13 protein-coding genes and 2 riboswitches are annotated in these 13,809 nt (G+C 40.6%); of the genes, 9 read left to right on the top strand and 4 right to left on the bottom strand.

Annotation, left to right across the window (positions count from 1 at the left end; genetic code table 11):
- Positions 1 to 8: 8 nt before the first annotated feature.
- The 5 genes from MHB44_RS11935 (at position 9) to MHB44_RS11915 (ending at position 3,952) form a co-directional block, all read left to right on the top strand.
- Positions 9 to 524, top strand: coding sequence for a TRAP transporter small permease (locus MHB44_RS11935; RefSeq protein WP_341299322.1), 516 nt, complete (start codon positions 9 to 11; stop codon positions 522 to 524).
- Complete coding sequence (locus tag MHB44_RS11930; protein WP_341299321.1) at positions 521 to 1,798, top strand: TRAP transporter large permease; 1,278 nt, start codon at positions 521 to 523, stop codon at positions 1,796 to 1,798. The genes MHB44_RS11935 and MHB44_RS11930 overlap by 4 nt, the downstream gene beginning before the upstream one ends.
- 159 nt (positions 1,799 to 1,957) lie before the next feature.
- Positions 1,958 to 2,599, top strand: coding sequence for a GntR family transcriptional regulator (locus MHB44_RS11925; RefSeq protein ID WP_341299320.1), 642 nt, complete (start codon positions 1,958 to 1,960; stop codon positions 2,597 to 2,599).
- 220 nt (positions 2,600 to 2,819) lie between these two features.
- Positions 2,820 to 3,004, top strand: a riboswitch (cobalamin riboswitch).
- A gap of 26 nt (positions 3,005 to 3,030) precedes the next feature.
- Positions 3,031 to 3,156 (top strand): hypothetical protein, encoded by a 126-nt coding sequence (locus tag MHB44_RS11920; RefSeq protein ID WP_341299319.1) that lies wholly within the window; start codon positions 3,031 to 3,033, stop codon positions 3,154 to 3,156.
- A gap of 73 nt (positions 3,157 to 3,229) precedes the next feature.
- Positions 3,230 to 3,952, top strand: coding sequence for a hypothetical protein (locus MHB44_RS11915; RefSeq protein ID WP_341299318.1), 723 nt, complete (start codon positions 3,230 to 3,232; stop codon positions 3,950 to 3,952).
- A gap of 77 nt (positions 3,953 to 4,029) precedes the next feature.
- Here MHB44_RS11915 and MHB44_RS11910 read toward each other — a convergent pair whose 3' ends face one another.
- Positions 4,030 to 5,967 carry a translation factor GTPase family protein gene (locus tag MHB44_RS11910; RefSeq protein WP_341299317.1) on the bottom strand — a complete coding sequence of 646 codons (1,938 nt, stop codon included), beginning with the start codon at positions 5,965 to 5,967 and terminating at the stop codon, positions 4,030 to 4,032.
- 145 nt (positions 5,968 to 6,112) lie between these two features.
- Positions 6,113 to 6,302, top strand: a riboswitch (cobalamin riboswitch).
- A 126-nt stretch (positions 6,303 to 6,428) separates the two neighbouring features.
- Between MHB44_RS11910 and MHB44_RS11905 the strand changes: the two genes are divergently transcribed.
- From MHB44_RS11905 to MHB44_RS11895, 3 genes are read left to right on the top strand one after another with little or no spacing between them, the layout of a single operon-like run.
- Positions 6,429 to 7,424 carry an ABC transporter substrate-binding protein gene (locus tag MHB44_RS11905; protein WP_341299316.1) on the top strand — a complete coding sequence of 332 codons (996 nt, stop codon included), beginning with the start codon at positions 6,429 to 6,431 and terminating at the stop codon, positions 7,422 to 7,424.
- A 47-nt stretch (positions 7,425 to 7,471) separates the two neighbouring features.
- Entirely contained in the window at positions 7,472 to 8,149 is a 678-nt protein-coding gene (locus tag MHB44_RS11900; RefSeq protein WP_341299315.1) for a precorrin-3B methylase, read from the top strand.
- Between the two features lie 48 nt (positions 8,150 to 8,197).
- On the top strand, positions 8,198 to 10,186 hold the full coding sequence (locus MHB44_RS11895) for a S9 family peptidase (protein WP_341299314.1): 1,989 nt from the start codon (positions 8,198 to 8,200) through the stop codon (positions 10,184 to 10,186).
- A 48-nt stretch (positions 10,187 to 10,234) separates the two neighbouring features.
- On the opposite strand, the gene MHB44_RS11890 is transcribed toward MHB44_RS11895, so the two are convergent.
- Both MHB44_RS11890 and MHB44_RS11885 read right to left on the bottom strand, forming a co-directional pair.
- Entirely contained in the window at positions 10,235 to 11,431 is a 1,197-nt protein-coding gene (locus MHB44_RS11890; RefSeq protein ID WP_341302967.1) for a class I SAM-dependent rRNA methyltransferase, read from the bottom strand.
- A 62-nt stretch (positions 11,432 to 11,493) separates the two neighbouring features.
- The gene (locus tag MHB44_RS11885; RefSeq protein ID WP_341299313.1) at positions 11,494 to 12,411 is read right to left on the bottom strand and encodes an alpha/beta hydrolase; all 918 of its coding nucleotides are present in this window, start codon (positions 12,409 to 12,411) and stop codon (positions 11,494 to 11,496) included.
- Between the two features lie 133 nt (positions 12,412 to 12,544).
- On the opposite strand from MHB44_RS11885, the gene MHB44_RS11880 reads away from it, so the two are divergent.
- Positions 12,545 to 13,027: a dihydrofolate reductase gene (locus tag MHB44_RS11880; protein ID WP_341299312.1), complete on the top strand. Its 483-nt coding sequence runs from the start codon at positions 12,545 to 12,547 to the stop codon at positions 13,025 to 13,027.
- Between the two features lie 35 nt (positions 13,028 to 13,062).
- Here the strand turns inward: MHB44_RS11880 and MHB44_RS11875 are convergent, their stop codons facing one another.
- A complete protein-coding gene (locus MHB44_RS11875) occupies positions 13,063 to 13,698 on the bottom strand; it encodes a hemolysin III family protein (RefSeq protein WP_341299311.1) in 636 nt (211 codons plus the stop codon).
- Between the last annotated feature and the right edge of the window lie 111 nt (positions 13,699 to 13,809).

The following is a 13,809-nucleotide window of genomic DNA, read 5'->3' as shown; positions in this document are numbered from 1 at the left end:
AGGTAAAGATGAAAATAATAGCGACGATTAGCACTACTCTCTATAAAATGGAAAAGGTACTAGCTGTTATTTTAATGAGTGTGATGCTAGGAAGTATTGCCTTAGGTGTGGTATTTCGATACTTCTTCGGTAACCCTTTAACTTGGACAGATGAATTAGCAGTCTATATGCTGATTTGGCTAACCTTTATAGGGGGGAGTATGAGCGTTAAAAGTGGGAAAGCTGCTAGCTTAGATTTAGTTTTTGAAAGAGTGCAGTTAATATGGAAGAAAATCTTTTTAATTGTTGGCTATGCCTGTGTAATTCTCTTTGCGGCAGTTGTAGCATATATGGCGATTCAATGGATTTCCAACCCTTCCATTCAAACAAAAATATCACCTGGATTAAAAATTTCGATGTTTTTACCTTATTTAGCCATTCCATTTGGCTTAGTTTGCTTAACGGTGCATTCCTTTAACCATTTTGTTCAGGCATTTACATACAGAGAGAACGACCTAGCGGATGAGGGGAGTGAGGTAAAATGACAGCAACGCTAATTGTATTTTTTCTGCTGCTATTATTAAAAGTGCCAATTGCCTTAATTTTGGGGATTGTTAGCCTTGTTTATATTGCGGTGACTCAACAATTTTTCTTATTAAACAATATACCTCAGCAGCTATTCTCAGGGGTGCAAAGCTTTAGCCTATTAGCCATTCCCTTATTTATGTTAGCTGGAGAGCTGATGAATGCCTCAGGAATTACAGTTCGTTTAATCGAATTTGCCAAAAAATCAGTGGGTCACTTTAGAGGTGGGCTTGCCTATGTCAACGTTGTGGCTAATATGTTTTTAGCCTCAATTATTGGCTCGGCAACAGCGCAAACAGCAATGATGAGTAAAATTATGATTCCTGAAATGGAAAAAGCGGGCTATAAACGTGAATTTGCAGCGGCAACCACTGCATCCGCTGCCATGCTAGGGCCGATTATTCCCCCAAGCATGCTATTTATCATTTATGCTGTTGGTGCAAGTGTCTCGGTCAATGATATGTTTATGGCGGGTATAATTCCCGGTATTTTGTTAGCGCTTTCGTTTATTGTATTAATTATGATTTTAGGCATAAAAAATAGCTATCCAAGCTCTGAAAAAGCTGCATTTCAGGAAGTCATTCGTGCATTTGTAAAAATTATTCCAGCATTACTAGTGCCAGCCTCCATTATTGTTGGTACAATTTCAGGTGTATTTACAGCGACTGAATCGGCGGCAGTTGCCTGTATTGTCGCCATCTTAGTTGGGAAATTCTTTTATAAGGAGCTTACATTCCAAGAGTTCCCATCACTGTTAATTAACGCGACAATTGCAACCGCTGTTGTGACATTATTAATGTCCACTGCCAGTATGTTTGGATGGATTTTGGCGTTTGAACGTATTCCGCAAACAGTGGTGGAAGTAATGGGGAATATTTCTACGAATCCATGGGTATTTTTATTATTGGTCAATATTTTCTTATTAGTAACAGGTATTTTCCTAGATGAATTAGCAGTGATGATTATTTTATTACCAATCTTTATGCCACTTGTTCATAGCTTTAATATTGACCCTGTACACTTTGGCGTTATGCTATGCTTAAATGCAACAATTGGCTTACTAACACCGCCTGTAGGTGCTGGCTTATTTATTGCCTCTAGTGTTGGTAACGTCAAGATGGAAAAATTAATTCGGGCCATCATTCCCTTCGTGCTAGTGGCTATTTTTGTGCTATTCTTAATAACGTATATTCCAGCACTCACAACATGGTTACCAAGCATAACAGATAAATAAATGCTGTGATAGCTTATATGATAATTGCCCACAAGCGGCTGTGTTGAAATCGCTATTTCAGTACAGCCCCTTTCTTATCAGCTTCTATTGTATTGTCAAAAAAACATCTTTATATTATTACTATAAGGTAATTTTAAACTATTGAAATGAGGGGTTATTTTGAAAAGGCCAACAGAAATTGCCTATGAATTTATAAAAGAAAGAATACTGGAGGGCATTTATCAACCTTCACAAAAGCTCATTGAAAATGATCTCTCACTCGAAATTGGTGTGAGTCGTAATACGGTCAAAAAAGCGTTATTAAAGTTAGAACAAGAGAACCTCGTTGTATTAGAAAAAAATAAGGGCGCAACGATTAAATCCTTTTCACTCGATGAAATCAATAACTTTTTAAAAATCCGTGAAGTGTTAGAGGGATTAATTGCTTCAGATGCAGCACAAAATATTACAGAAGAAGATTTACAAAAGCTCGATAAAATTTTAATGGAAATGAAAAATCATCTCCAAAATCATGACTTTGATGCCTATTCACAAAGCAATTTAGATTTCCATGAAGTCATTTACAATGCCTCGCATAATCAACAGGCTGTAGATATGGTCAAAATCATTAAACAGCAACTAAAAAGATTACAATTTAAAACAATTCTTGTGCCAGGCCGTAATGAAAATTCATTAGAAGAGCATCGTCATATTTTAGAAGCCTTACAAAACCATGATGCAGAGCAAGCGGAAAACTATTTAAAACGCCATGTTGAAAATATCCGCCATACCATTTTAAACAATTACAATGTTCTTTTGTAAAATAAGCATCGATAGACAATGGACATCGCTTATGGCTAAGTACTTCCTTGGGATCTATTGATGGATATATTTAACTGTTAATTACAAAAAAACGACATTACATTATCATTCTTGTAAGCTGGGTAGGTCATTGAAAATAGTTTAAAATCTAGTGTTCATTGACTTCTAAATGACACTCCTCTACAATAAATGCTAGTAGGAATAGCATTCCTTCACAACTAAATAGCGTGTAGTAATAGGTGTAAATTGCGTGCAATTTGCTTAAAAGGGAAGTCGGTGCAAATCCGACACTGTCCCGCAACTGTAAATGTGAGCGACCTTTCAGCAACCACTGTCTTTGGACGGGAAGGAGAAGGGAAGCGATGACCATAAGTCAGGAGACCTGCCTACTACGAGTACACACCAGTAACCTACGAGGAATAGGAGGTGGCATGTTGACAAAACAGAATGCTCTGTTCGTCACAGTACGTCAAACGCCCAACGAAAATGAAAGTGTTCATCCTTGGACATATTCAATTTTAGATGAGGCTTATTTGGCATTGTGTGATGAAAGATGATAAAGTAAAGGATTTCCTCGACACGTAGGGAATCCTTTTTGTTTTGCAAATATGTACGCAAAGGGGATAAAAAATGAAGCATTATATGGATATAAAAATTTGTAAGCAGCCACGGACAGAGGTAGCTAAAAAGGCGAAAACACGAATGGCTGTGGAGTCGCTGATCGATCGATTATTAGCAACGAAGCTTATTCGCAATGACCGATTTTTTGAGCAAATTTTATATAATAAAGAAATTGTTTGGCTACAAAATGGCGATGTGCATGGTCATCTTTTTGCAAAGGCAACGCTAGCAGATCAGCTAAAAACAAAGACAAATGGCTTTATGATGTATATGCCGTCAAATCCAATTGTTTATGAGGTGGATGGAGAGCTGTATCATTTACTGACACGTATTGATTCAACACGTGCTAAGCCGAATCTTGCGCGCCTGTCGCAGGAGCCTAAGCCTGTGTTAAGTGCTGCCCGTGTCAATGATTTATTATGCTCAATTGTTATGCGCTTTTATGAAACCTATATACATGATTTAGCGCCAATTCCTTATACCGAGCAATTAATGGCATTTGTGCAGCAGGAGTATACGCAATTTTTACAAGCTATCCAAGCGCTGAATGATGTTCATTTCAATTGGCATCCTCGCGGCAACGGTCATAGCAAGCTAGTGCAATTAATTGCCGACTTGCAAATGATTAAAAGTCATCCAGGCAAGCTCTTAATTGATTTTGCCAATACACATAACTATGTTGTCGTGAAGCCTGCTTATTTGCCAGCAAAGCCAGCTCAGCAAGCACTATAAGCCCAAGCCCTCCAAAATGCGGAGGGCTTATTTTCATAGTAAAGAGCGCAGAGGTGAAATCCCCGTAACCGCCCCCGCTACTGGCAGTGCATCGCTGCCTGTGCTTGGTCCCATGGTACAGAATAGCCCTTGCCTTTTGCACAAAAAATGCTAGAGGATGTATAGTCAGGATCAGCGTTTTTATCGTAGCCAATTTGTGCGATAACTTCCTCCGCATTATGGCAAATATCATAGCCATCAAATTGGAGTGTCAGGGCGCCTTTGCCATTTGTATAGGCAGCAAAAGTAGTGCTATAGCTCATAAAAGTGGCAACGGGCGCACGTCCAGTTAAAAGTACATCTGTCTCCGTTAAAATCGGGTCATTAAATGTGCCAGCCATTTGCTGAATATCTGTCATCATACGGCCGATAAAATCGTTGGAAGCCTTCATTTTAAAGCGATAGTACGGCTCTAGCAAAATATTGTGCGCTTGCTCTAGCCCTTGACGCAATGCTCGGAAGGTTGCCTCGCGAAAATCGCCGCCCTCTGTATGTTTTATATGGGCACGACCTGTTAGTAGTGTAAAATGAATATCTGTAACAGGCAAGCCCGTTAATAAGCCATGATGGTTCCGCTCAAATAAATGCTTTTCTACAAGGCGCTGGTTGCCTACTGATAAGGCATCTGCATGGCAGGCATTGCTAAAGGTATTGCCTGTGCCACGTGCATTTGGCTCCATTAATAAATGCACCTCTGCATAATGCCTTAATGGCTCAAAATGTCCATAGCCTGTTACTGTATTTTCAATGGTTTCCATATATAAAATTTGCGGAGTGCCGAAGGACACCTCCAACGAGAAGCGCCTCATCAATACATCAACAAGCACCTCCAACTGAATAACGCCCATAATATGGACATGAATTTCTTGGAATTTTTCCTGCCAAACAACGCGTAATGATGGCTCCTCAGCTTCCAGCAGACGGAAAATCTTTAATACCTCTTTCATATGCTGTTCGCCCTGATACTGAACCTTCGCCTGCAAAGTAGGCATAAGCTCATAAGGCTGTATATACGCCGTACTGCCGATTTGATCGCCAATATTTGCAGCACTCAGTCCTTTGACAGCAAAAATTTCGCCAGCCTCGACCTGTTGAACCGTATTAAAGCGACTGCCATTATAAAGACGAATCTCCGTAATTTTTTCTGTAACCTCTCCAAATGTTAATTCATCGCGAATATGTAGTGACCCCTGCAAAGCTTTTAGAAAGGTTAAACGCTGATGCCCGTCATGGCGAATTTTAAAAACCTCTCCTTGAAACGATGCATTCTGTTTAAAGTAAGTTGCAGTCAATAGTGGAAGCTGTGCCAATAATTCCTGAATGCCTATATCCTTTAAGGCAGAGCCGATAAAGCACGGAAAGGCACGCTCGTCTTTCACCATCACCTGTAGCTGTGCAAGACATTGCTCATAATCCAGCGTGTCCTGTAAAAAGGCATCCAGCAATTGCTCGTCACGCTCAGCAAGCCATTCCATCATCCTGCTCGATACATAATTGGCTTGCAACGGTTCATCCACCAAGAGGACATGCTCAGAGCAATCCTTACGAAGCTGTGCCATTACTGTCGCTACATCTGCGCCTTCACGGTCGATTTTATTGATAAAAAAGAAGGTTGGCACATGATACTTGCGTAGGAGCTGCCAGACGGTTTCGGTATGTCCCTGCACACCCTCCACTGCGCTTACAATAATAATGGCATAGTCCATAACACGAATAGCACGCTCCATTTCAGGGGAAAAATCGACATGCCCCGGTGTATCAATCAGTGTATACGTATCCTCGCCTAGCATGAAGCGACCTTGCTCAGCAAATATCGTAATACCGCGCTGTCGCTCCAGCTCATGATTATCTAAAAAGGTGTCCTGATGATCGACACGTCCTCGTGCCTGAATACTCTTTGTATGAAAGAGCACTTGCTCAGAAAAGGTAGTTTTTCCAGCATCCACATGTGCAAGCACACCAATTGTTTTATACATCCTAAATCCCCGTTTCCATTACTTTTTTTATCAAATATTAGCATGAATAGTGCCTGTCAATGTCAAAATAGTGCTAAAATAAGTATAATTATTAATTTATGCATTGCCATAAAAATATTCTTCTGCTAGTCTATCAATAGTATCAATAATCATAAAACATATTGGTGCAAATAGCATTTGTTATTTGCTTAAAAGGGAAATCGGTGCAATTCCGATGCTGTCCCGCAACTGTAAATGGGGAGTCTATACAATATGCCACTGTAGCGTCATGCTACGGGAAGGCGTATAGATGATGAACCTAAGCCAGGAGACCTGCCACTATGGATGAATGAACTACGAACCACGAGGATGGGGATAGTGATAAAGGTTGACAAACCATTTTTTCACTATGCTACCCTCTTGGTGACAAGAGGGATTTTTTATGCCTTCTTGCTATTTTTATAACAAAGGAGAACAGGAACATGAAAAAATGGAAAAGTAGTTGGCTTGTGCTTATCATTGCCCTTGTAGCGATGTTAGCCGCATGTAATGCCAACGATAAATCGGAGTCAGCAGAGCAGGAAGAAAAGACGGAGCCAGCGGAAACAGCTGCAACGGAAGTCGTAGTCGACAATAATGATACAACGCAAACCTATACAGAAGCACCAACAAAAGCAATTAGTTTAAATCAGCATGTGACAGAAATTATGCTAGCGTTAGACTTAGAGGATTCAATGGTAGGTACGGCTTACTTAGATGATAAAATTTATGAGCCATTGCAAGCGGCATATGACAAAGTGCCTGTTCTATCAGACCAATACCCAACAAAGGAGCAGGTCATTGATGCAGAGGCAGATTTTTTATATGGTGGCTGGAAAAGTGCCTTTGGTGAAAAGGGAGTTGGCACACCTGAGGAGCTGGAGGAGCTAGGCATTCATACGTATTTACATACATCTTCGAATATGACAAAGCCAACATTGGAGGATATTTTCACTGATATTCGCAATGTGGCAAAGATTTTCCGTGTGGAGGAGCGCGGAGAGGCATTAATTGAGCAAATGACAAAGGATGTAGATGCTGTTCGTGCGAAATTACCGCAGGAGGGCGAAGATTTACGTGTTTTAGTATTTGATAGTGGTGAAAAGGATGTGTTCACGGCTGGTCAAAACTTTATGAATGAGCTTGTAACCATTGCTGGCGGGCAAAATGTTTTTGGTGATGTGGAATCAGGCTGGACAACTGTATCAAAGGAGGATGCCGTAGATCGCAATCCTGAGGTTGTTGTTGTTATTGATTATGGTGAAACAACAGCCCAACAAAAAATAGACTTCTTAAAAAACGATCCTGCATTAAAGGAAATGGAGGCAGTTAAAAATGATCGTTTCGTGATCCTACCACTATCAGCAGCGTCTGAGGGGGTACGTGCAGCAGAGGCGATTGAAATTTTAGCAAAAGGCTTCTATCCCGAAAACTTTTAAAAAGAGCTAGCGCTTTGCTAGCTTCTTTTTCTTAAGGAGCGATATGCATGAATGCATTTCAGAAAAATATACCTGACAAAACCTTTGAAACATTGAATCGTCAAGGTGATTTTACACGTTTGGTTATTAGCCCTGGCGTTATTAATAAGCATTATACACCTGCACAATTTCAAACGATTGCAGAAGTTGTTGGAGAGCGGGGCGCGATTAAGTATTCGGCCTCCTATAGCCTATTATTAGCTATTCCAACAAGCGATGTTAAAGAAGCTATTTATACATTGCAGCAGGCAGGGCTTTATAGTATGCCTGCAGGGGCAATTGTAGCAATGAAGGCCTGTGATTTTTGCGATGGGGAGAAAATGGAGGCAGCGCCAATCACAGAGCAGCTTTATCATACATTGAAGGACGTGACAGTACCTACAAGAATGCGTGTCAATATCAATGGCTGTGCATCTGCCTGCTATAATGCCGTCTATGATGATATTGGGCTCGTTTATCAACAGGATAGCTTTGATGTCTATTTAGGTGCAGTGCCAATGGGCGCAAAAGCACAGGCAGGCACATTATTTGCCAAAAGGGTAGCGGTAGCAAAAATTGAAGCGTTTGTACAGCATATTATTCAGCTCTATAAGGAGCATGGACGCCTAAATGAGCCTTTTTATAAATTTTACCGCCGAACAAAGTCGGACGATTTTTGGCAGAGCCTAAGCAGGAATTATCATTAGTGTGTCGAAATATTATAAGGGAATACTTATAATTAAAGGGGCAAAAAGATGACAGTAAAGCAAGGCATTCAACCACAAGACTTATATCACTTAAAATCGGTCTCTGACCCACAGCTATCGCCTGATGGTACAGAGGTTATCTATATAGAAACAGCTATGGATGAAAAGAGCAACGACTATATCTCACATTTATATTATCTTAATTTACAAGATAAACAGCCACAGCAATGGACATTTGGCGAGGAGAAAACAAGCGCTCCAACATGGTCACCAGATGGCAGTAAAATTGCATTTGTTTCAACTAGAACGGGCAAGCCACAAATTTTTGTATTGGCAAAGGCAGGTGGCGAGGCAAAGCAAGTAACCCATTGTAAACATGGGGCAACCTCACCTGTATGGTCGCCCTGTGGCAAAAAAATTGCGTTCTCCGTTAAGCTTGGTCAAGAGGATAGCATTTATGATCAACCCGAAGAGCCTAAAACAGGGGACAAGGAACTAAAGCCACTGGAAGTTGACTATATGAAGTATAAGTCAGATGCAGCAGGCTTGTTGGATATGGAGCAATTTACCCATATTGCCATTGTCTATCTCGCAACAGGTGAATTGGAGCAGCTGACAGCAGGGTGTCATCATTTTTACCTTGGTGCATGGTCACCAAATGGCCAATATCTTGCGTATACAGCCGATTTAGCGGAGGATCAAGATCTTTCATTTACCAATGATCTTTATTTATTGGATGTCGTGACAAAGCAGAGTTGTCAGCTAACAGCGGGGATAGGCATGTTTTATCAAATTTCATGGTCGTCAAATAGTCGCTTCCTGACGTTTCTTGGTAGTAAACGTGAATTTCAAAATGCTACCCAAGCAAAGTTATGGTTATATGATTTAGCGCAACAGCAGCTGACATGTGTGACAAGTGATTTTGACGCACATATTGGTGATTGTATGATTGGCGATTTCCTGCAAGGCGTTGTAGCCCCTCATGTGCAATGGCTGGCAGATAATGAAAGCTTTTATTTCCAAGTGACAGACCAAGGCAGCACAGCGATTTATTTTGGCAATCTTGCAGGTGAATTATATCCAGCTATTTTGGATGACCAGTATGTTTATGGCTTTTCGTTGGATGCTAAGCGTGATAAAGCCATTGTGGCCATTAGCACGCCAACAAATCCTGGCGATTTATTTTATATAAATTTACAAACAGGGGAAAAAGAGCAGCTTACGGCCGTGAATCAGGAATTTTTACAAACAAGAGCCTTAGCTGTGCCTGAAGCGATTGAATTTAAAGGGGCAGAGGGCTGGCGTGTTCATGGCTGGATGATGAAGCCGATTGACTATCAAGAGGGCAATAAATATCCACTTATTCTGGAAATTCATGGCGGTCCACATGCGATGTATGGCAATAGTTATTTTAATGAATTTCAGATTTTAGCTGCACAGGGCTTTGCCGTTTTATATACAAATCCACGTGGCAGTCATGGCTATGGGCAAACCTTTGTTGATGCTGTGCGTGGTGATTATGGCGGCAATGATTATCGGGACCTAATGGCAGCGGTGGATTACGCACTGGTACATTTTGATTTTATTGATCAGGCTCGTCTTGGTGTGACAGGTGGTAGCTATGGCGGCTTTATGACGAACTGGATTGTTGGGCATACAAAACGCTTTAAAGCTGCTGTTACGCAACGTTCGATTGCAAACTGGATTAGCTTTTATGGTGTGAGTGATATCGGCTATTATTTTACAGACTGGCAAATTTTTGCGGGGCTAGAGGATATTGATAAGCTATGGCATCACTCACCATTGAAGTATGTAAGTGCTATAGAAACACCATTATTGATTTTACATGCTGAAAACGACTATCGTTGTCCAATTGAGCAGGCAGAGCAATTATTTATCGCCTTAAAGCAGCGCAAAAAAGAAACCAAATTTATTCGCTTCCCAGCATCTAACCATGAGCTATCGAGAAGCGGCAAACCATCACTAAGAATCCAACGCCTCACGTATATCCGTGATTGGTTTATGGATTATTTATAAACAAAAAGGACGTGTTTCAAATAGCTTTTGAAACACGTCCTTTTCTAGTTAGTTAAGCTTTTTAATAAAAACAACCTTTAAATAATTAAATTCAGGGTATTCTCGCAGAACGCGGAAATCCTTTGGTAAACTATGCTCTTCCATTATTTTGTAGCGTGTATTTGTCGCTTGAAAGGCTTGGTCAATAAAGCCTTTAAACTTTTTCATACCAAAGCTTGCATTATTGGTTGAAGCAACAATAATGCCATTTTTTGCTGTAATGGCAATGGCATCCTTAAGCAATTTAGGATAGTCCTTTGCAGTGGAAAACGTCATTTGCTTTGTACGGGCAAAGCTTGGGGGGTCTAATACAACAAGGTCAAATTGTAGCTCGTGGCGCTGCGCATATTTAAAATAATGAAAAACATCCATCACCTTAATATCCTGTGCCTCATAGTCAATATCGTTTACACTAAATTGCTCAATCGTTTTCGCTAAACTGCGCTTCGCTACATCGACACTCGTTGTTTTAAGCGCACCTCCAAGTGCCGCTGCTACTGAAAAGGCGCCTGTATAGGAGAAGGTATTCAGCATATTTGTCTGGTTTGCATAGCGCTCACGAATCGCCAATCGAACGTCACGCTGATCAAGAAAAATACCTGTCATGGCCCCATCGTTTAAATGCACGGCATAGACCATACCATTTTCCTTCACCATGATTGGAAATTCGCCTGGTGTACCCATGACAAAATCATCCTGCTCTACATACTGCCCTTTGCCCTCAAAGCGCTTTTTCTCATAAATCGCCTCGTAGTGAACCGTTTCCGCCAATGCCGCATAGACCGCTTCTTTAAAGCAATAAATACCCTCGCTATACCAGCTCACCATATAATAGCCATTAAAAAAGTCAATTGTGAGACCACCAATACCATCCCCTTCGCCATTAAACACACGAAAGGCTGTTGTGCTCGGATTATTAAAAAAAGCTTCACGATTCTCGATAGCCTTTTTAAATTTTTTGCTAAAAAAAGCTTGATCAATCGCTTCAGTGGCATCTGTTGTTAATACCCAGCCGATGCCTTTATTTTGGATACCATAGTACCCTGTCCCAATAAATCGCTGATGCTGGTCAACGAGTCTTAGCAATGTGCCCTGCTGCGCTGGGAGCTGGCGTGCATCCACGGCATCCTTTGTAAGAAGCGGGTAGCCCTTTTTTAATGAATTAGCAAAGGGCTGTTTAAGTTGTAAAGTTACTATTTGTGTCATCATGTCATCCTTTAAAAAACGTTTTGCCTTATTATCGCATTGTTTAAGCTGGATAGCTAAAGTTATTTCAGAAACTGGGCAATTTTTTCAACTGTATCAATTGTCGCATCCTCAAAATAAGTCATTTTACTAAAATAGCTATGGATTAAGCCATGCATCGTGATATGTTCAACAGCCACCCCTGCTTGTGTCAGTTTTTGTGCGTAGGCCTGACCTTCATCGTAAAGTACATCGGCATCTGCAGCGATAATCATCGTTTTTGGAAAAACACTCACATCCTCTATTAATAGAGGGGAAATAAGCGGGTTTGTAAAGTTTTGCTCATCTGTATAATGATGGGCAAACCATTCCATCCCTTCCTTATCTAAGCCATAGTTTTCACCATAGGTAGCATAAGAAGTTGTGGAAAAATCCACATGAACAACAGGGTAAATAAGTGCCTGTGCATGGATAGCTGGCCCATTTAATGTAGCAGCTAAATAAGTGACAACCGTTGCCAGATTACCACCAGCACTATCGCCAGCAATGGTGATTTTTGTGGCATCACCACCCAGTGCCTCCAACTGCTCCTGCACCCATAATAAGCTATCATAGGCATCATAAAGTGGAATAGGGAAGGGATACTCTGGAGCCAGACGATAATCGACTGATACAACAATTGCCTGTGCTTTCTCGGCTAATAATTGACAGCCTGCATCGACAGAGTCCAAATTGCCATAAACCCAGCCGCCACCGTGGTAAAACACAATCACAGGTAGCTTTTTGCCAATAACAGGCGTATAAATCCGTATAGGAATTTGTGCGCCATCACGTACAGGAATATATTTATCTTCAATTGCTGCAAGCTGTGGCTTCTGCGCAGATTGCCATGGTGTAACACTGCGCATCGCTCTTGCTTGTTGTGGAGAACATATATAATAAGGTGTATCCGTATGATTTGCTTGAATGAATTGAACTGCTTCATCTCTTAATTTTGTCATTGTTATCCATCCTTTATCTCGGTCGTTTGGTTTTATTATAAACTATTCATATAAAATTACTAGGATTTAATGCAAAAAATTTTTAGTATCACGCAAAAATAGGGTTATAATAGAGAGTGACTGGAGGGATAAAATGATTTCTTTAATTGTAGCGCACGATGACCATGATGTGATTGGCTATAACAATGGTATGCCTTGGCATTTACCCGGTGATCTGCAATATTTTAAACAGAAGACAATGGGCAAGCCAATGATTATGGGGCGCAAAACGTTTGAATCCATTGGACGTCCGCTACCTGGCCGACGCAATATTATTATTACGCGCGATCCAAGCTACTCAGCAGAAGGTATTGAAACAGCGACAAGCTTAAAGGATGCCCTGGCACTTGCTGGAGATGTGCCTGAAATTATGATTATTGGCGGTGAGCAAATTTTCCGTCTATCGATGGCTATGGCTGATCGCTTGTACATTACCAAAATCAATCATTCGTTTCAGGGGGATACCTATTTCCCAAAATACGAGCAGGATTTTGTACAAGTATCATCAGAAGCACCTGAAACAGCACCAGACGGCTATACATTCCAGTATCAAATTTTTGAACGAAAAGCCACATAAAAGCACGGTGTTCACACGCACCGTGCTTTTTCATGCTATAAGTAAAAATATACGCAGCCATACATCGAGGCACAGCCAGCTAGAACAAAGAGATGCCAAATTGCATGATTATAAGGTAGGGAGCGCCATGCATAAAAAATCGCGCCAATTGTATAAAATAACCCACCTGCTAGTAGCAAGGCAAAGCCATGAAAGCCTAAGTATAAATAAACAGGCTTAATAGCAAAAATAATTAACCAGCCCATCCCGATATAAAAAATTAATGAGAGCATTTCAAAACGCTCAATAAAGAAGCATTTAAAAAGCACTCCAAGCATCGCCAATGTCCAAATAATACAGAGCAATGTTAAGCCTACTGCGCCACCAACAGCGATTAATAAAAACGGCGTATACGTACCAGCAATTAAAATATAAATGGATGAGTGGTCAAGAATGGCGAAAAAACGCTTATATTTTTCTGGCATGCTATGCAGCAATGTCGACATTAAAAATAAAATAATGACCGAAGCGCCAAAAATACTAAAAGTTGTTACATGTAGGGCATTTCCTGTTTGCATGGCTGCTAATAGTAAGACCACCAATGCTGGAATGCTGACAATAAAGCCAATACCGTGTGTAATGGCATTCCATAGCTCTTCCTTCCATGATTTATAGTCAAATGAATCCACCATTTGAAACACTCCTTTCGTTGATATATTTACTATACCCCGATAGCATCTAAACAACCATTTACATTTGTCATATCTTTTCTATCCAAAATGTCATATGCCTTGATGGGCTTT

Origin of the sequence: Lysinibacillus sp. FSL H8-0500 (assembly GCF_038051955.1) — a bacterium.
In the GTDB taxonomy this organism is placed as follows: domain Bacteria; phylum Bacillota; class Bacilli; order Bacillales_A; family Planococcaceae; genus Lysinibacillus; species Lysinibacillus macroides.
Note: the sequence above shows the minus strand (reverse complement) of the source record. Positions and strands in the feature narration are given on the sequence as shown.

Excerpts from the sequence above, each read along its gene's own strand:
- MHB44_RS11935 (WP_341299322.1), top strand. The coding sequence starts at position 9 with ATGAAAATAATAGCGACGATTAGCACTACTCTCTATAAAATGGAAAAG.
- MHB44_RS11930 (WP_341299321.1), top strand. The coding sequence starts at position 521 with ATGACAGCAACGCTAATTGTATTTTTTCTGCTGCTATTATTAAAAGTG.
- MHB44_RS11920 (WP_341299319.1), top strand. The coding sequence starts at position 3,031 with ATGTTGACAAAACAGAATGCTCTGTTCGTCACAGTACGTCAAACGCCC.
- MHB44_RS11915 (WP_341299318.1), top strand. The coding sequence starts at position 3,230 with ATGAAGCATTATATGGATATAAAAATTTGTAAGCAGCCACGGACAGAG.
- MHB44_RS11910 (WP_341299317.1), bottom strand. The coding sequence starts at position 5,967 with ATGTATAAAACAATTGGTGTGCTTGCACATGTGGATGCTGGAAAAACT.
- MHB44_RS11905 (WP_341299316.1), top strand. The coding sequence starts at position 6,429 with ATGAAAAAATGGAAAAGTAGTTGGCTTGTGCTTATCATTGCCCTTGTA.
- MHB44_RS11900 (WP_341299315.1), top strand. The coding sequence starts at position 7,472 with ATGAATGCATTTCAGAAAAATATACCTGACAAAACCTTTGAAACATTG.
- MHB44_RS11895 (WP_341299314.1), top strand. The coding sequence starts at position 8,198 with ATGACAGTAAAGCAAGGCATTCAACCACAAGACTTATATCACTTAAAA.
- MHB44_RS11890 (WP_341302967.1), bottom strand. The coding sequence starts at position 11,431 with ATGACACAAATAGTAACTTTACAACTTAAACAGCCCTTTGCTAATTCA.
- MHB44_RS11885 (WP_341299313.1), bottom strand. The coding sequence starts at position 12,411 with ATGACAAAATTAAGAGATGAAGCAGTTCAATTCATTCAAGCAAATCAT.
- MHB44_RS11880 (WP_341299312.1), top strand. The coding sequence starts at position 12,545 with ATGATTTCTTTAATTGTAGCGCACGATGACCATGATGTGATTGGCTAT.
- MHB44_RS11875 (WP_341299311.1), bottom strand. The coding sequence starts at position 13,698 with ATGGTGGATTCATTTGACTATAAATCATGGAAGGAAGAGCTATGGAAT.